Raw genomic sequence first — 21,002 nt, forward strand, 5'->3', positions numbered from 1 at the left:
ATGTCAGCAGGAGACATCAGCACGACCGGTCGCCCGCCGATCGGCGTGATCGGCGGATCCGGGTTCTACGAGTTCCTCGACGACGTCGCCGAGGTCACCGTCGACACACCGTACGGGCCGCCGAGCGACACGCTGTTCGTCGGGAGTGTCGCCGGCCGGCCGGTGGTGTTCCTGCCCCGCCACGGACGCCGGCACACCCTCCCCCCACACCGCATCAACTACCGGGCCAACCTGTGGGCGCTGCGCGCACTCGGCGTCCGCCAGGTGCTCGCGCCGGGCGCCGTGGGCGGCCTGCGACCGGATCTGGGCCCGGGGACCCTCGTCGTACCGGACCAACTGGTCGACCGGACCAGCGGCCGGGAGCAGACCTACTACGACGGACAGCCGCGCGCGGACGGAACTCCCGCTCCGGTCGTTCACGTTCCCTTCGCCGACCCCTACTGTCCGGTCGGACGATCCACGGCCCTCGACGCCGCCCGATCCGCTGGTTGGCAGCCGGTCGCAGGCGGAACGATGGTCGTCATCGAGGGGCCCCGGTTCTCCACCCGCGCCGAATCGCTGTGGTACGGCCGGCAGGGCTGGTCGGTCGTCGGCATGACCGGTCACCCGGAGGCGGTGTTGGCCCGCGAACTGGCACTGTGTTACACCGCGCTGTCCCTGGTGACCGATCTCGACTCGGGCGTGGAGGTCGGTCAGGGCGTGACTCAGCAGGAGGTGTTCACGGTCTTCGCCCGGAACATCGAGCGCCTGCGCCTCCTGCTCGGCGACGCGGTGCAGACGTTGCCGGAGGACCAGGGCGCCTGCCGGTGCGGACAGGCGCTGGCAGATACGCAGGGGTGACCGTCGTAAGGGTTCCGAAATGGTTCGCGAACGGTTCGACGGCGGCTGCGGCCGTACGCTGCGGTGATGGGAAAACGGATGTTCCGGTCGCCGGTGGTCCGAGCCGGTCTCGCCTGCGCTGTCGTCGTGTCGATGCTGGCCCTGTACTGGTTCCAGCCGTGGAAGCTCTTCACCGACACCTACGTCGACGAGGCTGTTCCCGGCGCCGCGACGACATCTGTCACCCCGACCCCGGTGTCCGCGAGCCCGGCCCCGACGGCGTCGGCAGCCACCCCAACCCCTGCGGCGTCGGCAGCCACCCCGGCGGCGAACGAGATCCTGACCGCCGGCGAGTTCGTCACCCATGAGCACCGGACGACCGGCAGTGCCGAGATCCACCGGCTCGCCGACGGGCGCCACCAGCTCGTCATCCGCGACCTGGACACGTCGAACGGCCCGGACCTGCGGGTGTGGCTGACCGACCAACCGGTCATCCGGGGCACGGCTGGCTGGCGGGTGTTCGACGACGGCGAATGGGTCGAGCTGGCCAAGCTCAAGGGCAACAAGGGCAACCAGGTGTACGAGCTACCGGCGTCGGTGGATCCGGGTGACTTCCGGAGCGTCTCCATCTGGTGCAAGCGGTTCGCGGTCTCCTTCGGCGCGGCCGATCTCGCAAGCGCCTGACCGACCCGACCGGCCCGCAACCTGCCGGACACGGCATTGACATCTTTCACTGCGCGATCTAGCGTCGGAACGAATCGATTCGACGCCGAGCCAGGTGCTCCGGCACCGTCGGTCGAACGGTCTCGTGATGTTTGGGCGCACGAGGTGACCACTGTCGAATCGATTGCCGAGTGGTCCCGCGCGGGCGGCGAGACCAGCGGCGAAAACCTGCGTCGATGAGCCGGTCGGCCGTGGACCCCTTTCAACCAGTTCGTGCCGAATGGCGGGAGCCCCTTCATGACAAGACGTAGACCCATCCTTGGATTGCTCGCGACGGCGGCGGCCGTCGTCGTGACCGTGAGCGCAGGGGCACTGGCCGGTGGTCTGGGCACCACCGCGTCGGCTGCGGACATCGGAGCGGCCGCGGCGACCGCCGGGTGCGGCAAGGCGCCCACGTTGACCAGTGGCCAGCGGTCCATTCAGAGCAACGGCCAGAACCGCAGCTTCATCCTGAGGATCCCGGACAACTACGACAGGAACCACCCCTACCGGTTAATCTTCGGGTTCCACTGGAACGGCGGCACCGCGAACGACGTCGACGGCGGCGGGTCCGACGGGGCGGCCTGGTCCTACTACGGACTGCGGCAGCAGGCGAACAACAGCACGATCTTCGTCGCACCCCAGGGCAACGGGAACGGCTGGGCCAACCCCGGCGGCCAGGACGTCACCTTCGTGGACAACATGATCAGCCTGATCGAGGCCGATCTGTGTGTCGAGACCACCCAGCGCTTCGCGCTCGGTTTCAGCTACGGCGGGGGCATGAGCTACTCGCTGGCCTGTTCCCGGCCGGGTGTCTTCCGCGCTGTCGCGGTCTACTCCGGTGGGCAGCTCAGCGGGTGCAGCGGCGGCACCCAGCCGGTCGCGTACATGGGGATCCACGGCATCGGGGACTCGGTGCTCAACATCTCCGCCGGACGGTCCCTGCGTGACACGTTCGTCCGGAACAACGGGTGCACCGCCCAGAGCCCACCCGAACCGAGGGCGGGCAGTCTGACCCACATCACCACGACCTACTCCGGCTGCCGGTCCGGCTATCCGGTGGTCTGGGCGGCCTTCGACGGCGGGCACACCCCCGGCCCGGTGGACGGCGGCGGCGACAGCGGCGCCAGGACCTGGACCAAGGGCGAGGTGTGGAGGTTCTTCACCCAGTTCGGTGGCACCGATCCCACGTCGCCGCCGACCACCCCCCCGCCGACCACCCCGCCGCCGAGCGACACGTCGCCCCTGCGCAGCACGTCCTCCGGACGGTGCCTCGACGTCAACGGCGCCTCGCAGACCAATGGCGCGGCGGCGATCATCTGGGACTGCCACGGTCAGAGCAACCAGAGCTGGACCTCGACCGCCGCCCAGGAACTGCGCGTCTTTGGCGGCAAGTGCCTCGACGTCAACGGCGCCAGCACCGCGAACGGCAGCTCGGTGATCATTTGGGACTGCAACGGCCAGTCCAACCAGAAGTGGCGGTTCAACGCCGACGGCTCGATCACCGGAGTTGGTTCGGGCCGCTGCCTGAACCCGGTCGGCAACGGCACGGCCAACGGCACGCGCGTGCAGATCTCCGACTGCACCGGCGCGGCCAACCAACGCTGGAGCCGGAGTTGAGCCCGACGAGGTTCCCGCAGAGGGGACCGGTCCAACGAATGTTCAACGACCCGCAGGGAGGCGCAACCGTGCCGCTTCGCAAACTCTCCGGCCCCTGGCTGGGGGCAGCCATGGCGGTCATGGTTCTGATCGCCGTCGGAATGTACGTTCTCACGACCGTCGCACCGGCGGCGGCGGCCACCACCGCCGGCTGCGGCAAGGCGCCCGGGCTGAACAGCGGCACCCACACCATCCAGAGCGGTGGGAAGAGCCGTAGTTTCATCCTTCGACTGCCGGACACCTACAACAACACCTACGCCCACCGGCTGGCCTTCGGGTTCCACTGGCTGGGCGGCACCGCCAGTCAGGTCGCGTCGGGCGGAAGCGACGGTGCGGCGTGGGCCTACTACGGCATGCAGTCGCAGGCGAACAACAGCACCATCTTCGTCGCCCCGCAGGGCCTCAACAACGGCTGGGGCAACTCCAACGGTGAAGACGTCACCTTCACCGACGACATGATCCGCATGATCGACAACGCTCTCTGCGTCGACACCACACAACGCTTCTCGGTCGGGTTCAGCTACGGCGGCGCGATGAGCTACTCGTTGGCGTGTTCCCGGCCGACGGTGTTCCGTGCGGTCGCGGCAATCGCGGCACCGGGGGCGATCAGCGGATGCAGCGGCGGCACCGGACCGGTCGCGTACCTGGGGATCCACGGCATCAACGACAACATTCCCAGCGGACGCTCGCTGCGCGACAGGTTCGTCCGCAACAACGGATGCGCCGCACAGAGCCCGCCCGAGCCGAGGGCTGGCAGCCTGACCCACATCACCACCGCGTACTCCTGCCAGGCCGGATACCCGGTGCTCTGGGCCGCCTTCGACGGCGGCCACCAGCAGGGCCCGGTGGACGGTTGCGCCGGCTGTGAGAGCGGCGCACGGAGCTGGGTCAAGCAGGAGGTCTGGAACTTCTTCGCCCAGTTCGGGTCCACAGTGCCGCCCACCACTCCCCCGCCGTCGACCCCGCCGCCCGGTCAGCAGAACGTGCTGATCGCCAGCAGCCCGGCCAACCGGTGCATCGACATTCCCAACTCGAGCACGACGAACGGTGCTCGTCCGCAACTGTGGGACTGTCACGGTGGCACCAACCAGCGTTGGACCTACACCGCCAACCGCACGCTGACCGTGTACGGCAACAAGTGCCTGGACGCCAGCGGAGCGGGCAGCAGCAACGGCACCGCGGTCATCATCTGGGACTGCAACGGCCAAGCCAACCAACAGTGGAACCTGAATTCCAACGGCACCATCACCGGCGCCCAGTCGGGGCTGTGCCTCGACGCCGTCGCATCCGGCACCGCCAACGGGACACAACTTCACCTCTGGGCCTGCCACGGCGGCGCCAACCAGCAGTGGAGCAGGCGCAACTAGTACCGCGCGCCACGTCGGAGTACGCGCCGCCCGGGTCCTGTCCCGGGCGGCGCGTACTCCGTCAGTCGGTGGCCGCGGACGAGACGGAAACGTGCGCGGTGACGATCCGCCAGCCGACGGGCAGGCGTACCCAGGTCTGGGTCTGCCGCCCGGTCGTGGCGGTGCCGTCGTACCCGAATCGGGTTGTCACCACCGCCAGGTCCGGGCCGAACGTGGTGATGATCGGGTCGACCAGCCGGCGACCGGCCGGCAACGGTGGCTGCGCCGCGCGCCACTTGCGCTGCTCGTCAAGCCCGTACTGATGGTCGGTGAGGCCGAACCGTACGGTCCGCTCGGAATCCCAGAAGTACCCGCAGATCAGGTCGGCGTCGCCAGCTGCCAGCGCCTGCTCATAGGCGGTGAAGGCCGCCGCCACCTCGGCGGCCACGTCCGTCCGGTCGATCTCCATGCGGTACGTCCCTTCGATCCGTTCGGTCAGGAACTTCCCGGGCCGGTCGGGAGCCGTGACGCCCCGACCGGGCCGGCCGGCTCACCCGCTCAGGGCCGACGTCCGCTGCTCATCCGCTGACCGATCGGTGATCGGCCCGACCCGACCCGGTTCCACGTCCGGCTCGACCTCCTCCGGGCCGGGCTCGCGGGGCGTGGGGCGGCCCAGCGCGAAGACCACACAGATCACCGCGACGAACAGGTAGCCGAGCGCCACCTGGCCGTTGGCGTTCCACTCGATCCGTTCTCCGTGGATCAACCCGATGAACGACAACAGTGCACCGGAGCCGGCGAAGATCGCGGCCCGAACGAACCGCTTGTCGATGATGAAGACCACCACCGCGCCGAGCACCAGGCCGGCGAGGATCGCACCCTGACCCAGCACCAGAAGCCCGTCGTAGATCACGCCAGCGCCGTTGAGCGCATCGTCGCCGACCGCCGCGGCGGTGGTGCCCGCCGCCGCCAGAGCGTTGTCGATCTGCCCGGTCGCCCAGGCGGCGATGTTCGGAATCAGCGCGGCGACCACTGCGGCGGCGTGCGCCCTGGGGGTCGCCTGGAACGCCTGCGCCCCGATCAGCAACCCGATGTAGAGCAGAATCGGCACGATCGCCGCCGTCGGGAAGATCGCGCCGAGCAGCCCGAACATGCCGAGGAAGCAGAGCAACGCGATCACCACACCGGTCGCCATCGAGTAACCGCTGCGTCCACCCGCGGCCTTCCAACCCGGGTGACCGACATAGACGGCCGGTGGGAACGGCGAGCCGAGCGCGGCCCCGATCACCGCACCCGCGCCATCGGCGAGCAGCACGCTGCGCAGGTTGTAGTTGTCCCCCGCGGTGGCCGCGCTCTCCACGTTCGTCATTCCCTCGGTGAAGTTGTAGACACCGAGCGGGATCGCCGTCGCCAGCAGAGGCGCCATGTCGACCAGCCCGGCGAAGAGCAGGTCCAGCTTGAACGAGGGCACGGCGATCGCGATGTCCCGGGCGGCGGCCGTGACGTCCGGCACCGACATCGCACCGCCGGCCCAACCGATCGCGGTACCGAGCAGCAGTGCCGCGAGTCCGATCGGGAAGTTGAACGGCAACTTCACGTCGGTCAACAACCCGATCAGCAGCAGCGCGAGGACCGGCAGGGCGACCCAGGCCATCCGCCACATCTGCCCGGCGGGGTTCATCGAGATGAACGTGATGGAGATTCCCGCAAGGGTGCCGAGCAGCGCGGCCCGTGGCGCGTACCGGCGGATGTACGGCCCGACGAACGCGCCGATCAGCACGATCACGCCGATGATGAAGGCCCACGCCAGCCCGGCCTCCCAGGCCCGCACCGGATCCTGGGTGCGCAGGTAGATGGGGAGCATGATGACGAAGATGACGATGAACATGTGCGGCACGCTCGGCCCGTACGGCAGGGCGGTCACGTCGGTGCGGTTCTCCCGTCGAGCCAGCCGGCGGGCCAGGTAGGTGTAGTAGATGTTTCCGGCGACCAGGGCGATGCCCAGTGCCGGCAGGATGGTGCCGAACACCTCCCCCTCGGGGAGGTTCACCACGGCGAGGCAGAGCCCGGTCAGGGTGAGCACGTTGACAAGGACGTTGACGCCGAATCCGAAGAACGCGTTGGTGTCGCCGCGGACCCAGTACGGCAGCGCGACGCTTGTTGGTTTGGTCGAGACCATGACTGCTCCCGGTCAGGAGGAGGGCTGCAACACGGGGGTGGCGGGTAGCGCGGCGCGTACCTGCGCCGAGTCGGCGACCCAGCCGAAGATGGCGCCCTGGGCGGCGATCATGTCGAGCCCGACCCGGTGGAATTCCGGGAAGTAGGACCCGACGCAGTCGGCGAGCACGAGGCACTCGTACCCGCGGTCGTTGGCTTCCCGGACGGTGGTGTGCACGCAGACCTCGGTGGTGACCCCGGTGACCAGGAGGCTACGGATACCCCGATCGGCGAGCAGGACGTCCAGGTTGGTGGCGTGGAAGGCACCCTTGCCGGGCTTGTCGATGACCGGCTCGTCGGGCAGCGGCCTCAGCTCGTCGATGATGTCGTGGCCGTACTCGCCGCGGACGAGGATGCGACCCTTGGGTCCGGGATCACCGATCCGCCTGCTGGGCGCACCGCGGCTGAGCTTGGCCGGCGGACAGTCGGACAGGTCGGGCAGGTGCCCCTCGCGGGTGTGCACGACACTCAGGCCGACGGCACGGACGGCGGCCAGCAGCGCCGCGAGCGGTGCGATGGTGCGGCGCAACTGGCCGACGTCGTTGCCCAGGCTCTCACCGAACCCGCCGGGCTCCAGAAAGTCGCGCTGCATGTCGATGACGAGCAGCGCCGTGGTCGAGATGTCGAAGGCGTACGGGCCGGGCCGCGCCGCCGCGATGGTCACCATGGGCGCACCTCACTTCGCCGTGGCGGCGATGACGTCGTGGGATGTGGTGACGCAGCCGAAGACGCCGCCCTGCATGGTCACCATGTGCAGTGCCGCGTCGTGGTTGGCCTTGTCGGTGGCGCCGGTGCAGTCGGAGAGGATGAGGCACTCGTACCCCCGGTCGTTCGCCTCGCGCATCGTGGTGTGCACGCAGACGTCGGTGGTGATGCCGGTGAGGATCAGGTGGGTGATGCCTCGGGTGCGAAGAATCAGGTCGAGGTTGGTGGCATAGAAGGCTCCCTTGCCCGGCTTGTCGATGATCACCTCGCCGGCCACCGGGGCGACCTCGGGCACGATCTGCCAGCCCGGCTCACCCCTGATGAGGATTCGGCCGCTCGGGCCTGCGGCACCGATCTCGGCGCCGATCCGCGCCGACCGCCAGCGCTTGTTCGCCGGCAGGTCGGACAGCTCGGGGTCGTGTCCCTCCCGGGTGTGCACGACCAGCATCCCGAGTGATCGGGCATGCTCCAGCAGCCGGGCGGTGGCCGGCAGGCCGGCCCGGGTGAGGCTGATGTCGTAACCCATCGCGTCGACGTAGCCGCCGGGTCCACAAAAGTCGATCTGCCAGTCGATGCAGAGCAGTGCGGTACGCGCGGTGTCCGCCACGCCGTCGTAGGGCCACGGGTAGGGGTTGGCCGTTACCGGCCCGATGCTGCCCATCCTCTCGCCTCCTGTCGTGATCGCTGATGCTGGCGCGTCAGCGCCGGGCGGCGGATCGCCGGTAGGCCCGCCACCCGCCGCTGGCGCTGATGTCCTCGGCCGGCGGGCCCGCCGCGTACGCTTCGCAGAGGAAACCGAGCACGTCACGTCCGTCGTGCAGCTGAACCCAGCCGAGCGAGAGGGGTGCTGGCACTCCGGCCAGCAACCCACCGAGAGCCGCGCTGGGCAGCCGCCACAGCTCGACCTCGATCGGGTGACCGTTCGCCCCGTCCGGTCCGATCCGGACCAGGCCTGGCAGCCCTTCGCCATCGGGCGTGTCCATCCGGTACAGCCGGTAGAGCGGCGCGGTGCGGGCGGTACCGGCGAGGACCGCGCCGCGCCCGAGCAGCTCGCCGTTGCGGGATTCGCCGGTCAGGTGCCGGCCGACCACTGCGACAAGCAGTTCAGCCGAGCGCTGGGGCGGCGGCGGACTCGCCTCGACCATCTGGGTCGACGGCCCGCCCTCGGTGACCGCGGCGGCCAGCCTGGCCAGGGTGGTGTCGCTGAACGCCGGGCCGACCAGGGTCAGGCTCGCCGGGCGGCCGGAGCTGGTGAACCCGTTGGGTACGGTCACCGCGGCCAGGTCGAGCAGATTCGCGAACTGGGTGTAGCGGCCGAGCATCGCGTTGCGCCCGATCGGATCCTCGGCGATCTCGTCGAGCGTGAAGGTGGTGCCGACGGTGGGCACCACCAGCACGTCGACGTCCTGCCAGAGCTGGTCGACCTGGGCTCGCAGTTCGCGCAGGCGGTGCTGACCGCGGAAGGCGTCGATGGCGTCGTAGCGACGCCCGGTCTCCAGTACGGCACGGGTCACCTCGAGGACCGACTCGGGGTGCGACCGCAGGAAGCCGTCCAGGGCGACGAGCCGCTCGGCCACCCAGGGCCCCCGGTAGAGCAGGTCGCCCGCCTCGAAGAAGGCACCGAGCGGCACCGACCGACGGGACCCGACGTAGGTGTGCAGTCGTTCCACCCCCGCCGCGAACCGGGCCTGCTGCCCGCTGTCGCCGAAGAACTCCAGGTCCTCCGCCCGGGGCACCCCGAGGCGGAGCGTCCCCGGCAGGCGGGGAACCACCCGCTCGGCCGGGAATGGACGCCCCCAGGGGTCGGCCGAAGTGACCGCCCGGGCGGCGTGCAGCACGTCGAGGGCGCCAGCCACGTCGGGGGTGAAGACCGACACGCAGTCCAGTGAGCGGCAGGCGGGCACCACGCCGGCCGTACTGAGCAGACCCCGGGTGGGCTTGAGGCCGACAATCCCGTTGAGCGCCGCCGGCACCCGACCGGAGCCGGCGGTGTCCGTACCCAGGGCGAAGCTGACCTGGCCCGCAGCTACGGCGACCGCTGAGCCGGAGCTGGAACCCCCGGAGATGAGGCCGCCGCCGAACACGCTCTGGCAACTGCCGTACGGCGAGCGGGCGCCGGTCAGACCGGTGGCGAACTGGTCGAGGTTGGTCTTGCCGACAAGCAGCGCGCCGGCGTCGAGGAGTCGCCGCACCACTGGCGCGTCCTCGACGGCCTCGTACCCGAAGTCGGGGCAGCCCGCCGTGGTGACCATGCCGGCCACGTCGATGTTGTCCTTCACCGCGAACGGGATCCCGTACAGCGGCAGCGCGGGATCGCCGTAGCGGCTCAGCGACTCGGCGCGCTCACGCAGACGATCGGCCGGGACGGTGCTGATCCAGACCGGTCCGTCGTCGTGCCCGGCGAGCCCGTCCAGGACTCGCTCGGCCTGGTCCGCCGGGGTCAGGCTGCCCTCACGGTACGCCGACCGAAGCTCCGATATGGACCCCACTCGCTCTGGCATACTGTCGATTGTCGACTGTTCTGTTACGGGAACCCGCGCGTCACGTAACGACAACATGACGGCGCGTGGCCCTGACTCCGCCGGGCCACGGCCGACCTCGGCTAGCCCAGATACGAGCGAGCGCCGTGCCCGGAGAGCACGGTGAGCACCTCTTCCGGGTCTCCTCCGGCGACCGCCTCGAACAACCGCTCATGCCGGTGGACACCGTCCAGCGGCTGCGCCAGCTCCGCCTCCCGGCGCAGGTTGATCGCCATGTAGAGCTGAAGCTTCACCAGGATCGAGCCGTACACAGCGGAAAGCTGACGGTTACCGGCGAGCGCCACAAGCGCGACGTGGAACTCCCGGTGCGACTCGGCGACCGCCATCCGGTCGCCGGCCCGGGTCGCCTCCCTCAACTGGTCCAGCGTCGCCCGCAGTCCGGCGAGGTCACTCTCCCTGGCGACCGGGATCCCCGCCCGTACCGAGAAGCGTTCCAGCACGTCACGCAGCTCGTACAGCTCCCGCACGTCGCGGTCCGACAGGGTGGCGACCCGAACACCGCGCCGGGGCACGTGCTCGACCAGCCCCTGCTGGGCCAGCAGCCGCAGCGCCTCCCGCAACGGAGCCCGGCTGATCCCCAGCCGCCGGGTCAGCTGCTCCTCCACCAGGCGCTCGCCCGGGTCACTCTTGCCGCTGAGGATTTCCCGGGTCAGCCGAGAGACGGCGAGGTCCACCAGGCTGACGCTCTCCAGCTCACCATCCACCGTCGATGCGGCCACGTCGTCCACGCCGATGAGTCTGCCACCTGCCGCCGGACCCTCCGGCCCCACCCGTAAACGCCTGACCACACCGTCAGGCGACGCAGAACTCGTTGCCCTCAGGGTCGAGCATGACGACGTGCCCGAGGACATCGCCGTAGCACTCCTCGCGGACCACTGTCGCGCCGGCGGCAACCAGTTCGGGCACCCTCTGCCGGATCAGCCGGGCGCGCTCGACCATGTCGCCGGAGTCAGGCCCGGCCACCCGGATGTCGATGTGCATGCGATTCTTGGCGGACTTGCCTTCGGGGACCTTGAGGAAGCCGATGGCCGGGCCCCGACCGTCCGGGTCGACGATGGACGCGTTGTCGGGCTCGTCGAAACCGGGTTCCTTGACATAGCCGAGGGCCAACGCCCAGAAGGCAGCGATCCGCTGGGGATCATCGGCGTCGCAGCCCAGGGTCCAGAGAGTGGCCATCGAGCCAACGTACGCGAGTTGTGACACCGTGTCACCAGCAGGCCGGGCGGCAGCGTCGGCGTGGGTACGACGGTGGCTCAGTGGCCACGGAACGCCTCCTCCAACCACCACGAGCCGCGCGCGGCGCTGACCTTGGCGTCGATCACCAGCGGTCGGGTACGGGGACCAGCGAGCCAGTGGCGTACCGGTTCCAGGTCGTCGACGGACCGGACGGTCAACCCGTCGCAGCCGTAGCCACCGGCGATCGCGGCCAGGTCGGTCTCGGGGAAGGTGACCGTCTCCAACGGGTGCCCGTCCGGGCCGAAGTGGTGCACCTCCGCCCCGTACGCCGCGTCGTTGTAGATCACCACGAGCAGGGGTAGCGCCAGCCGGACGGCGGTGACCAGTTCGGTGGCGGACATGACGAAGCCACCGTCGCCGACCGCGGCGACGGTGAGCCGGTCCGGGCGGGCGACCGCCGCGCCGAGCGCACTGGCCAGCCCGAGCCCGACCGACTGGAACGCCTGGGTGAAACAGAATCCGGCCACGTCCGGCACGTCGAGCCACATCGACGGGTAGCCCATGAAGTTGCCGGAGTCGACCACCACCGTCCGGTCGGCCGGCAGCAGGTCGTCCAGAGCGGTCGAGAGCGTCCTCGGGTCGATCGTCGCCGGGGCGCCGGCCCGCGCCGACGCACTCTCGTCCCGGTACGGGACGGTCCGCCACCGGCCGTGGTCGCGGATCCGCTGTGCCAGCTCCGGCGTACGCCACCCGCCGGTGGACGCGCCCGCGGGCCCGGTGGGGTCGACGCTCAGGCGAGCGAGCAGCGCCTCGGCGACAGTCGCCACTCCGCCGGCCACCGTCAGGTCGACCGGACGGTTCACTCCGAACGCGGTCGGGTCACGGTCGACCTGGACGACGACCGCGGCGGGCGGGATCAGCTCGCCGTGCCGGGTGGTCCACATGTTCAGCGTGCTGCCCCAGGCGACGACCAGATCCGCCCCGCCGATCAGCTCGGCGGTGAGCGGGGTGGCGAAGCCGCCGGCCACGTCGAGGTTCCACGGGTTCCCGGCGAACAGCCCCTTCGCCGCAGCCGAGACCGCGAGCAACGCGCCGCACGCGTCGGCGAGCCGGATCAGCGGCTCCCGGGCCGAGCGGGCGCCCCGACCGGCGATGAAGACCGGTCGGCGGGCGGCCTGGAGCGCGGCCAGCAACGGCTCGACGTGCGGGGCGGTGACCGGGGTCGGCGCGGCCGCGGGGACCGGGCCGGACCATGGTTCGGTCACTGCTTGCTGCACCTCCAACGGGAGGCCCAGCACCACTGTCGCGCCCCGGGCGGCGGCCCGGTAGGCCGCGCCCGCGTCCTCGGCCGCGTGCGTCGCGCGTACCCTGTGGAAGTCGGCCCCGACCGCGGCGGCGAGTGCCGGCAGGTCGATGAAGAAGTTCGAGCGCGGCGCGGTCGCCTCCGGGGCCAGGACCACCATCGGGGTACGGCTCTTCGCCGCCTCGGTGAGGCCGGTCAGCGCGTTGGTGACGCCGGGGCCCTGGTGCACCGAGAGCAGCCCCACCGTCCCGGCGGTGCGGGCGTACCCGTCTGCCATGCTCGCCGCGCCGCCCTCGTGGGCCGCCGCCACGAACCGGGCGCCGGCCGCGACGAGCGCGTTCGTGACATGGAAGTTGCCACTGCCGACCACCCCGAAGACGTGCCGTGCGCCGTGTCCGTGCAGGACCCGCCCGACCACCTCGGCTACCCGCATCGGTGGTCCGGCCTACCGTTCGACCAGCGCGAGGACCCGGCACGGGCTGCCCGACCCGGAGACGATGGGCAGCGGCCCGGCGATCACCACCGCGCCGGTCGCCGGCAACTGCGCCAGGTTACGAAGCTGGGTCAGGCCGTACTTGTCCTGGCCCAGCAGGAACGAGTGGCACGGGAACGGCGGGTCGAACGAGTGCGCGGCGCCCGCGTCGGTCCCGACCGTCTCCACCCCGACGCCCTGGATCGGCGACTCCTCGGCCAGCCAGCGGGCGCACTCCACGGAGATGCCCGGGGTACGCCCGGCGTTGGCGTACCGCTCCGGGTCGTCGCCGTACGCGTCCCAGCCGGTGCGGTAGAGCAGCCAGCCACCACTGGGCAGGGCGCCATGTTCCGCCTCCCATGCCTTGACGTGCTCGACCTCGAGCAGGAAGTCGGGATTCTCGGCGGCGTCGGCGGCGTGGTCGATCACCACCGCCGGGGCGATCAACTGGCTCACCGGAACCTGCGACACGTCCGCGCCCTGTTGACCGGTGACCCAGTGCACCGGGGCGTCGAAGTGGGTGCCGGTGTGCTCACCGGTGGAGAAGTTGTTCCAGTACCAGGCCGGACCCCTGTCGTCGTACCGGCTGATCTCGCTGAGCTGAAACGGCCAGGTCTGGCCGAACTGCTCGGGCAGACCCAGGATCGGGGTCTGGTCCGAGAGCGGAGCGGTGAGGTCGACAACCTGGATCCGGCCGCTGGAGAGGGCGGCGACAAACTCCTGCAGCACCGTCATGCGGCGACGGTACACCCGCGCACACTCCAGATAGGACCAACGTTCACAAGCCCTTTCCTCCCGTGTCGGACCGGGGCGGTCACTAGGCGGATGGGCAGGTACCCCACGTCGGAGCCACGACACTGTTGATCTCGCTCCGGACCTTGCGTTCGCCGTCGCGTCAGCGTCTAGGCTGCTTGGGTGGCCGACGCCGACCTGGTGACCAACGAGGAGCGACTGAGACGTATCGAGGCGATCACCGACGCCGCCCTGTCGGGGCTCAACATCGCCGAGTTGCTCGACGAGCTCCTTGAGCGGGTCCGGGACCTGCTCAAGGTCGACACCGCCACCATTCTGCTGCTCGACGACCACACCGGCGAGCTCGTCGCGACCGCGGCCAAGGGCCTGGAGGAGGAGGTGCGCCGCGGTTTCCGCATCCGGGTCGGGCGCGGCTTCGCCGGCCGAGTGGCAGCGACACGGACCCCGGTCACGATCGACAACGTGACACCCGACGACGTGGTGAATCCGATCCTGCTCGCCACGGGCATACGTGCCCTGCTGGGCGTGCCCATGCTCGTCAACGGCAACCTTGTCGGCGTACTGCACGTCGGCTCTCTGGCCCTGCGGCGGTTCGGTCCCGACGACGTGCGGCTGTTGCAGCTCGTTGCCGATCGCGCCGGCCTGGCAGGGCAGGCCCGAGCACAGGTTCTCGACCGGCAGGCGGCGCTGGCCCTGCAACGCAGCCTGCTACCCGGCCGGCTGCCCGACATCCCCGGCCTGGACCTGGCCGCCCGGTACGTGCCCGGCCACGACCTCGGCATCGGTGGCGACTGGTACGACGTGTTCACGTTGCCGTCGGGCTGGCTGGGTGCCGTCATCGGTGATGTCTCCGGCCACGGGCTGCCGTCCGCCGTCGTCATGGGACGCATCCGCAGCGCGCTACGCGCCTACGCTCTCGATACCGACGATCCCGCCACGGCGCTGACCTCCCTCGACCGCAAGATCCACCACTTCGAGGCGGGCAGCCTCACCACCGCCGTCTACGCCCTGATCGCACCCGACCGCACGACTGTGCACCTCTCCTCCGCAGGCCACCTGCCACCACTGCTGGCCGTCCCCGGCCACCCCACCCGGCCTGTCAACCTGACGGTGGACCGCCCACTCGGTGTGGGTCGACCAACAGTCGATCGCCGCACCACCGTTCTGGACCTACCGCCGGGTGCGGCGCTCGTCCTCTACACCGACGGACTGGTCGAACGCCGCAGCGAAGTGATCGACACCGGCATCGAGCGTCTCGCCGACGCGGTGCGGTCGGGGCCAGCCGAGGCGTTGTGCGACCACATCATGGTCACCACGGCGGAGGAGCGTCCCAACGACGACATCGCTGTGCTGGTCATCCGCCGTCTGAGCCACTGAACGTCATCGTCCTCGCCCCACCAGTTCGTCGGCGCCGACCTGTTCACCGCCGGGCACGGCGTCACCGCGTCGTTGCGCCAGGTCGGCCAGGCGCCACTCAAACCGGGTGGACGCGGTCGAGGGCACCTTCGCTTCGTTCCTGACCCGCCATCCTGACAATCCGGTCACCGAGACCGGTGTCCTGAGCGAGTTCACCCACCACGGGCTGTCGTCCCGGCTGAGCGGCAAGCGGGTCGACCGCGTCCACCATCGCTTCAACACACCTGCGCGCCACTAGTGGAGGATCAGCAGGGAGTCAGCTGCCAAGTCACCTTCGTCACGTTGACCGGTATATACAGGTCTCCCCCGGTCCCGCCGGCGGGAGCGCAGTTCTTGAAGGGAATCGACGAGCCGAAAGTGAACCCGGATATCACGGCGTCGCGGCCTGTGCCGTTGTAGAAGTTGAACCCCTGGATGCTGCCGGTCCACTCGCTGTTGGTCGTCAGAGACGGCGCCTCCACGGGACCCTGCGGCGGTTGATTCCAGTTGGGCCAGATGCAGAGCATGCCCTGCGGGCAGTTCCCGGACCCCCAGCCTTGTATCGACACTCCGGGTGCTGCCGCCGAGGCGGCGGGGGCGGTAGCCAGCACGCCTGCGACGGACGCGGCGATGGCGATGGATTTCAACAGCACGGTTCACCTGCTTTCATAGATGCTGGTGGATGCAAAATTTAAACTACCCGCGGAAAATTGACAGGTCAAGCACCTGAAACAACGTAGGAGCGCTGGCTGTGCCGTCAGACCAGTCGGCGGCGGACCCACCAGAGGGAGAGCAGGGACAGCACGACGGTCAGCGCGATCAGCACGCCGAACTCCCGCCATTGCAGGCTCCAGAACTTCGAACCTGGCACGTAGCTCACCTTCAGGCTGAGGTTCTGCTGCCCCAGCCATCTCTGGCACGCCTCGCGCCCACCGGACGAGTTAGGTCCGCACTGGGTCATGTCGGCCGGACCAGTGAACTCCGCTCCGGTCGAGGTGATCGTGGTGCTCGACACGACCCAGTCACCCCTGCGATCGGGCTCGACGTGGATCGTCATCCGCCCGGTGTCGGGGCTCATCGAGATCCCGTAATCGCCGTCGAACCGCAGGGGACTCACCGTGGTGACCGGCTGGGCCAGCCAGGGGCGCACCGCGAACGGCGCGGCGATTTGGAGGCTGACCACCACCAGCAGGGTCACCGCCATCGCGCCCAGGGTCCGCCGCAGCAGCAGCCCGGTGGCGACGCCCACCACGAAGGCCAGCGTCGCGTAGCCAACCGGGACGATTCCTCGGGCCGCGAACACCAGCGGGTTCATCCGGTCCGCCGAGGCCCCGTCGATCGGCTGCGCCCACTCGGTCAGCACCAGGCTGAGCAGGCCGGCACCGAGCGCGGCGGCGCCGCCTCCGACCGCGAGTTTGACCAGCAGCCAGCGGCCGCGGCTGACGGACTGGCTGAAGACCATGCGGTACGTGCCGGACTCCAACTCCCGGGCCACCAGCGGTGCGCCCCAGAAGATGCCCACCAGGGCGGGCAGCAGGTACAGGGCCCCGATGGCGGCGATGTGGAACTCACTGGCCCACCCCGCTTGCAGCGCTTGGAGGAACGCCTCGGCGGCGGCAGGGCAGGCATCGCCCTGGCAGCCGGTGTACCCGGTCTGCGTGGCCAACTCCGTGACCTCGGACCAGGTCAAGGCCAGACCGCCCAGCAGCACCAGCAACAGGGTGCCGGTGGCCAGGGCCGGGGTGCGGAACTGCCGCCAGGTCATCCAGATCATCGCTGTCCCTCCAGAATCCGACCCGTGCCGTCGCCGGTGGCACCGCTCATGTACGCCAGCACGATGTCCTCCAGGTCCAGCCGGTCGACCTGCCAGGACGGGTCGACGATCGGCGCGGTGCTGCGCACCACCAGGGTCGACTGCACCTCGGTGTGACTCTGCTCGACCACAGCTCGCCCGGCGCCCAGGTCGGCGGTCTCGCGCCGCCGCCCGACCAGACGGTGGTGGGTGGCGAGCAGGTCGTCCACGTCGCCGGCCACCCGCACCCGGGAGGCGACCAGCACGATCAGGTGGTCGCAGACCCGTTCCAGGTCGGCGACCAGATGCGAGGACATCACAATGCTCATGCCCTGCTCGGCGGTCAGCTCCATCAGCCCCTGCAGGAAACCGCGCCGGGCGAGCGGGTCGAGTGCCGCCACCGGCTCGTCGAGCAGCAGCAGGCTGGGACGCTTCGCCGCGGCGATGGTCAGGGCCAGCTGGGCGCGCTGGCCACCGGAGAGCTTGCCCGCCTTCTGTGCCGGGTCCAGGCCGACCTGGGCGATGCGCCGATCGGCGAGCGCAGCGTCCCAGGACGGGTTGAGGTGCGCTCCCATCCGCAGGTGGTCGGCGACGGTGAGGCCGGCATAGACCGGGGTGTCCTGCGCGACGAACCCGACCCGCGGCGACCCGCTGACCGGCCGGGTGCCGAGCACCTCGATCCGCCCCGCGGTCGGATCGAGCAGCCCACAGGCCAGTTGCAGCAACGTGGACTTACCGGCGCCGTTCGGCCCGACCAGGCCCACGACGTGGCCGGCTGGAATGTCCAGAGTGCAGTTCTTCAGTGCGGAGCGCCGCCCGTACCGCTTGGTCAGACCGTCGGCCATCAGGGCGCTAGTCATCCTCGGACCTCCGAAAATGCCCGAAAGCTGCTGAGGAAGAGCGCCTCGATGCTCTCGTCGTCCAGGCCCGCCTCCCGTGCCTCGGTCAGCCAGCGGGCCAGGCCCTGCCGCAGCGGCTCATGCTTGCTCAGCGAATCGCCGACCAGCGAGCGGGTGACGAACGTGCCCAGCCCGGGCCGAGCGGTGACCAGGCCCTCGTACTCCAACTCGCGGTACGCCTTGGACACCGTGTTCGGGTTGATGGCGACCCGGGCCACCACCTCCTTCACGGTGGGCAGCTTGTCGCCTTCGTTCAGGACTCCGAGCCGGAGCGCGTGTCGTACCTGTTGGATGAGCTGCATGTACGGCGCGACCCCGGACCGCGCGTCCAGGTGAAACTCGATCACCTCACCACCCCATTTCACTAGTTGCCTAGCACAATAGGGCCATGACGGGCCTGTCCGCCAGTAGACGACGCTTCTCGCACCACGGATCCCGAGGCGACCACCCGTCCAGTCACGGGCGCGGCGTGGGCCGGTCAGTTCTGGAGGCCGCCCTAGCGGCTCTCCTCGTCGAGCAGTGGTTCAAGTTGGCGAAGCAGGGTCGCCCGGTTGACGTTGGGGGGCAGCTCGATCCGCAGGCTGATGTTCGCCCCCTCGACCGTCAACACCGCCGGCTTCTGATGGTTGCGCAGGCGCCAGTTGCGTATCGCGGCGACCAAAGACTCCGCCTGTGGCTGCAGCGTGGCCAGGGTGGCGAGATTCGCCAACACCGCGATTCCCTCGATCGCCACGGTGATCGCACCGCTGTCGCGAACCCCCTCGTAGGGCAGATCGAGTTCCTCGATCACTTCAGCAGGTAGCAGTAGCTTGACGCTTGTCACTTGTTCCCTCTCACGAGTGAGGCGATTCGCTCCTGCACGGCTGGGTCCAACTCGCGGAGCGTGGCCGAGGCAACCCCGCCGCTGAAGTAGCCCTGCACGTGATGGATCCCCAGCCGGAAGATCTCGTAGAGACTGACCGGGGCGTCATCGTCGAAGCCCTCGACGATGACGGTCCTCGGCTGCCCGGTCTGCCCCTGGTCGCTGGCGTAGCGAGCGACGCGCGCCACGAGTGCGAGTTCCTCCAACGCCATAGGGTGGTGCAGGATCGCCCGGTCGACCTTGATCTGGGTGAGCGGAAGCTCGGCCATACGCGCCAGCGATGCGTAACCCACCCCGAAGTCGTCGACTGCGAAACTGATTCGGAGTTCCCGCGCGAGTGTCGTCAGCCGGTTGTGGAAGTAGACCAGGGGCTCCTGCGGCCATCGCTCGCCCGGCTCCGGTGTGATCGGATCCTGCTCGGAGATCTCCAACGTCAAGGTTCGCGGATGCAGCCCTGCCTCGGCGAGCGCCTTGCTCACCTGATTGAGGTACGCGTCGCTGAGCAGCGAGCGGACCGCCACGTTGACCGACAACGGCTTGGTGCCCTGCCATCCTGACGCCGCGTCGGCCTCGGCGTAGGAGTGGATCGCCTTGGCCGCGAGGATCGCGTCACGCTCGACGACGAAACGGTCACCCCAGTCGTGGGCCATGCGCAATGCGGCCAAAGGAGCACGCCGCTCCCGGTCGTTGCGGCGGGCCAGGGCCTCGAAACTCTGCACGCTGACCCCGGTGGCGCGCTGGTCCAGCTCGACGACCGGCTGAAACACCATGATCATCGAACCGATCAGCTGTTGGTAGAGGCCGAAGGCATCCTCATACAGCTTGAGCGGAAGTCGACCGAAGGAGGTACGCAGGGCGGTCAGGACGGTCATCTCCGACTGCAACGGATCGGCCACCGGATCGGACTCCCAGACCGCACGGAGCATGACGGCCAGTGGTTCGCCCATGTCCAGCTGGGTAAGTGCCGGATCGACCACGGCGAGGTTGAGGGTGCGGTCGCTGGCGAACGAGAGAGGCACGCAGAGCATCCGGCGACCGACCCCGTGCGAGACGACAAACCCTGGCGTCGCCCTCGGATGCTTCACCCTGTCGACGGCAGCGGTCTCCAGCATCGGCGACAGGCTGTCCTTGTCGAACCGCGCCGTTCGGTCCACCACGCCGAAGCTGTTGCCCGTGAACTCGACGACCGCGACCGATTCCGCGTCGAGTGCCTGCCGGATGAGTTCGACACGTCCATCGCGTTCGCTCTGCTGAGACTGGTGCGGGGAACGGACGTCCGCACGGAAGATCCGGTCCAGCAGCTGCCGGATCGAGCTCGTCTGGTCTTCGAGCGGGTTGAGGCACGGGCGCGAGACGCCCGGGTTCGCCGGGCTGTTGAGCGCTTGGCGGTCGTGGCGGGACATCGGCGGTTGGGTCAGCACCGTGGTCGCCCCGTAGACGTGCGCCGAGTGCACCGGCGGCGGATCCATGCCCTGCTCGGCGACGAACGTCGCCATCTGCGCGAACGACACCCGTCCGGCCTCGTCACCCGCCCCGCCGCGCAGCGCCCGCAGGACATGGTGCGTCAGCGTCCCGTGGCGATGCTCGGCGCTCTCCCGGGTCACCGATCCGCTGGGGCAGGCCAGCAGCGCGTTGTGCCGTGGTCGGTCCACCGCCTCCGCGTACGACTGTAGAACCTTGATGTTGCGTCGGTCGGCATCGGCGTACACGCCTGCCTGGCAGCAGTCGAGCACCAGGAACGAGGCACCGGCGAAGGCATCGAAGATATCCCGTTTCAGAAAGGACATCCGTAACCCGTTGTCGGGTTCGCGGGCAAGCGTTTCCGGGTCAAGGTCGGCCGTGACCAGATAGGCGTCGAGCTGATCACTCCATTGCGGAACGAGGGTATGGCCGGCGAAGTAGACGAACAGAACGTCCGATGGCGCCGCGCGGAGGGCCACGTCACGCAGGAACAGCTTGATCTCGCGCCAAGTGGCGTCGCGACCGACGAACATCTGTACCGCACCGTCGTCGAAGGTGCCGATGTCTTGGTCCAACAACACATCCCGCAGGGCCAGAGCATCACTTTCGGCGTATCGAAGCGGTGGCAGTTGGACGTCGCGGCCGCACTGGTCGACCCCGATCAGGACTGCCCAACGTCTGCTCGACGCCATCAACCCCCCAGTGCGCTCGCTGCGGTGACAGTGTGAGTTCAGTTCGGTGCCGCGAGTGACACTATCGGCATCGCGGTACAGACGGCGCCCTGATCAATCAGTCAGATTGTTGTCACGGCATCAGCCTGGACCGATCCGAACCCGCCCGAGCAGTGACCCGGCGGCCCTGCCTCGCCCTTTGTGCAGAGCACCTGATCGAACAGCGATGG

General features: G+C 69.4%; 21 protein-coding genes. 6 read left to right on the top strand and 15 right to left on the bottom strand.

All coding sequences use genetic code 11. The features are described from left to right. From ABZU43_RS11175 to ABZU43_RS11190, 4 genes are all read left to right on the top strand, one after another. Positions 1-840 (top strand): S-methyl-5'-thioadenosine phosphorylase, encoded by an 840-nt coding sequence (locus ABZU43_RS11175; protein ID WP_355006365.1) that lies wholly within the window; start codon positions 1-3, stop codon positions 838-840. 132 nt (positions 841-972) lie between these two features. Further along, a complete protein-coding gene (locus tag ABZU43_RS11180; RefSeq protein ID WP_355006465.1) occupies positions 973-1,503 on the top strand; it encodes a DM13 domain-containing protein in 531 nt (176 codons plus the stop codon). A gap of 276 nt (positions 1,504-1,779) precedes the next feature. Next, positions 1,780-3,141 carry a ricin-type beta-trefoil lectin domain protein gene (locus ABZU43_RS11185; RefSeq protein ID WP_355006366.1) on the top strand — a complete coding sequence of 454 codons (1,362 nt, stop codon included), beginning with the start codon at positions 1,780-1,782 and terminating at the stop codon, positions 3,139-3,141. A gap of 119 nt (positions 3,142-3,260) precedes the next feature. Continuing rightward, entirely contained in the window at positions 3,261-4,547 is a 1,287-nt protein-coding gene (locus ABZU43_RS11190) for a ricin-type beta-trefoil lectin domain protein (RefSeq protein ID WP_355006466.1), read from the top strand. A gap of 61 nt (positions 4,548-4,608) precedes the next feature. Here the strand turns inward: ABZU43_RS11190 and ABZU43_RS11195 are convergent, their stop codons facing one another. From ABZU43_RS11195 to ABZU43_RS11235, 9 genes are all read right to left on the bottom strand, one after another. Then, positions 4,609-4,995, bottom strand: coding sequence for an AtzH-like domain-containing protein (locus tag ABZU43_RS11195; protein ID WP_355006367.1), 387 nt, complete (start codon positions 4,993-4,995; stop codon positions 4,609-4,611). Between the two features lie 81 nt (positions 4,996-5,076). Further along, positions 5,077-6,705 (bottom strand): regulator, encoded by a 1,629-nt coding sequence (locus ABZU43_RS11200; protein WP_355006368.1) that lies wholly within the window; start codon positions 6,703-6,705, stop codon positions 5,077-5,079. 12 nt (positions 6,706-6,717) lie between these two features. Next, a complete protein-coding gene (locus ABZU43_RS11205; RefSeq protein WP_355006369.1) occupies positions 6,718-7,410 on the bottom strand; it encodes a cysteine hydrolase in 693 nt (230 codons plus the stop codon). Between the two features lie 9 nt (positions 7,411-7,419). After that, the gene (locus tag ABZU43_RS11210) at positions 7,420-8,109 is read right to left on the bottom strand and encodes an isochorismatase family cysteine hydrolase (protein ID WP_355006370.1); all 690 of its coding nucleotides are present in this window, start codon (positions 8,107-8,109) and stop codon (positions 7,420-7,422) included. 37 nt (positions 8,110-8,146) lie between these two features. Beyond that, positions 8,147-9,949: an allophanate hydrolase gene (gene atzF, locus ABZU43_RS11215; RefSeq protein ID WP_355006371.1), complete on the bottom strand. Its 1,803-nt coding sequence runs from the start codon at positions 9,947-9,949 to the stop codon at positions 8,147-8,149. Positions 9,950-10,050: 101 nt separating this feature from the next. Then, entirely contained in the window at positions 10,051-10,716 is a 666-nt protein-coding gene (locus tag ABZU43_RS11220; RefSeq protein WP_124853711.1) for a GntR family transcriptional regulator, read from the bottom strand. Positions 10,717-10,780: 64 nt separating this feature from the next. Then, positions 10,781-11,164 carry a VOC family protein gene (locus tag ABZU43_RS11225; RefSeq protein WP_355006372.1) on the bottom strand — a complete coding sequence of 128 codons (384 nt, stop codon included), beginning with the start codon at positions 11,162-11,164 and terminating at the stop codon, positions 10,781-10,783. A gap of 77 nt (positions 11,165-11,241) precedes the next feature. Continuing rightward, a complete protein-coding gene (locus ABZU43_RS11230; RefSeq protein WP_355006373.1) occupies positions 11,242-12,900 on the bottom strand; it encodes a thiamine pyrophosphate-binding protein in 1,659 nt (552 codons plus the stop codon). 12 nt (positions 12,901-12,912) lie between these two features. Further along, the gene (locus tag ABZU43_RS11235) at positions 12,913-13,674 is read right to left on the bottom strand and encodes a cyclase family protein (protein ID WP_355006374.1); all 762 of its coding nucleotides are present in this window, start codon (positions 13,672-13,674) and stop codon (positions 12,913-12,915) included. Positions 13,675-13,854: 180 nt separating this feature from the next. Between ABZU43_RS11235 and ABZU43_RS11240 the strand changes: the two genes are divergently transcribed. Both ABZU43_RS11240 and ABZU43_RS11245 read left to right on the top strand, forming a co-directional pair. Further along, complete coding sequence (locus tag ABZU43_RS11240; RefSeq protein WP_355006375.1) at positions 13,855-15,069, top strand: GAF domain-containing SpoIIE family protein phosphatase; 1,215 nt, start codon at positions 13,855-13,857, stop codon at positions 15,067-15,069. Positions 15,070-15,175: 106 nt separating this feature from the next. Next, positions 15,176-15,346, top strand: coding sequence for a hypothetical protein (locus tag ABZU43_RS11245; RefSeq protein WP_355006376.1), 171 nt, complete (start codon positions 15,176-15,178; stop codon positions 15,344-15,346). 7 nt (positions 15,347-15,353) lie between these two features. Here the strand turns inward: ABZU43_RS11245 and ABZU43_RS11250 are convergent, their stop codons facing one another. From ABZU43_RS11250 to ABZU43_RS11275, 6 genes are all read right to left on the bottom strand, one after another. Then, positions 15,354-15,740, bottom strand: coding sequence for a hypothetical protein (locus ABZU43_RS11250; RefSeq protein WP_355006377.1), 387 nt, complete (start codon positions 15,738-15,740; stop codon positions 15,354-15,356). Positions 15,741-15,844: 104 nt separating this feature from the next. Next, positions 15,845-16,861 carry a hypothetical protein gene (locus ABZU43_RS11255; protein WP_355006378.1) on the bottom strand — a complete coding sequence of 339 codons (1,017 nt, stop codon included), beginning with the start codon at positions 16,859-16,861 and terminating at the stop codon, positions 15,845-15,847. Then, a complete protein-coding gene (locus ABZU43_RS11260; protein ID WP_355006379.1) occupies positions 16,858-17,739 on the bottom strand; it encodes an ABC transporter ATP-binding protein in 882 nt (293 codons plus the stop codon). Before ABZU43_RS11260 ends, ABZU43_RS11255 begins: the two co-directional genes overlap by 4 nt. Further along, a complete protein-coding gene (locus ABZU43_RS11265; protein WP_355006380.1) occupies positions 17,736-18,125 on the bottom strand; it encodes a GntR family transcriptional regulator in 390 nt (129 codons plus the stop codon). The genes ABZU43_RS11260 and ABZU43_RS11265 overlap by 4 nt, the downstream gene beginning before the upstream one ends. A 149-nt stretch (positions 18,126-18,274) precedes the next feature. Continuing rightward, positions 18,275-18,601 (bottom strand): hypothetical protein, encoded by a 327-nt coding sequence (locus ABZU43_RS11270; protein WP_355006381.1) that lies wholly within the window; start codon positions 18,599-18,601, stop codon positions 18,275-18,277. Beyond that, on the bottom strand, positions 18,598-20,793 hold the full coding sequence (locus tag ABZU43_RS11275) for an EAL domain-containing protein (RefSeq protein WP_355006382.1): 2,196 nt from the start codon (positions 20,791-20,793) through the stop codon (positions 18,598-18,600). The genes ABZU43_RS11270 and ABZU43_RS11275 overlap by 4 nt, the downstream gene beginning before the upstream one ends. Positions 20,794-21,002 lie beyond the last annotated feature (209 nt).

The sequence above is a fragment of the Micromonospora sp. NPDC005205 genome (assembly GCF_040608275.1).
GTDB lineage: Bacteria > Actinomycetota > Actinomycetes > Mycobacteriales > Micromonosporaceae > Micromonospora.

Excerpts from the sequence above, each read along its gene's own strand:
- ABZU43_RS11225 (WP_355006372.1), bottom strand. The coding sequence starts at position 11,164 with ATGGCCACTCTCTGGACCCTGGGCTGCGACGCCGATGATCCCCAGCGG.
- atzF (WP_355006371.1), bottom strand. The coding sequence starts at position 9,949 with ATGCCAGAGCGAGTGGGGTCCATATCGGAGCTTCGGTCGGCGTACCGT.
- ABZU43_RS11175 (WP_355006365.1), top strand. The coding sequence starts at position 1 with ATGTCAGCAGGAGACATCAGCACGACCGGTCGCCCGCCGATCGGCGTG.
- ABZU43_RS11190 (WP_355006466.1), top strand. The coding sequence starts at position 3,261 with ATGGTTCTGATCGCCGTCGGAATGTACGTTCTCACGACCGTCGCACCG.
- ABZU43_RS11260 (WP_355006379.1), bottom strand. The coding sequence starts at position 17,739 with ATGACTAGCGCCCTGATGGCCGACGGTCTGACCAAGCGGTACGGGCGG.
- ABZU43_RS11185 (WP_355006366.1), top strand. The coding sequence starts at position 1,780 with ATGACAAGACGTAGACCCATCCTTGGATTGCTCGCGACGGCGGCGGCC.
- ABZU43_RS11180 (WP_355006465.1), top strand. The coding sequence starts at position 973 with ATGCTGGCCCTGTACTGGTTCCAGCCGTGGAAGCTCTTCACCGACACC.
- ABZU43_RS11200 (WP_355006368.1), bottom strand. The coding sequence starts at position 6,705 with ATGGTCTCGACCAAACCAACAAGCGTCGCGCTGCCGTACTGGGTCCGC.
- ABZU43_RS11230 (WP_355006373.1), bottom strand. The coding sequence starts at position 12,900 with ATGCGGGTAGCCGAGGTGGTCGGGCGGGTCCTGCACGGACACGGCGCA.
- ABZU43_RS11255 (WP_355006378.1), bottom strand. The coding sequence starts at position 16,861 with ATGATCTGGATGACCTGGCGGCAGTTCCGCACCCCGGCCCTGGCCACC.
- ABZU43_RS11275 (WP_355006382.1), bottom strand. The coding sequence starts at position 20,793 with ATGGCGTCGAGCAGACGTTGGGCAGTCCTGATCGGGGTCGACCAGTGC.
- ABZU43_RS11195 (WP_355006367.1), bottom strand. The coding sequence starts at position 4,995 with ATGGAGATCGACCGGACGGACGTGGCCGCCGAGGTGGCGGCGGCCTTC.
- ABZU43_RS11210 (WP_355006370.1), bottom strand. The coding sequence starts at position 8,109 with ATGGGCAGCATCGGGCCGGTAACGGCCAACCCCTACCCGTGGCCCTAC.
- ABZU43_RS11235 (WP_355006374.1), bottom strand. The coding sequence starts at position 13,674 with ATGACGGTGCTGCAGGAGTTTGTCGCCGCCCTCTCCAGCGGCCGGATC.
- ABZU43_RS11205 (WP_355006369.1), bottom strand. The coding sequence starts at position 7,410 with ATGGTGACCATCGCGGCGGCGCGGCCCGGCCCGTACGCCTTCGACATC.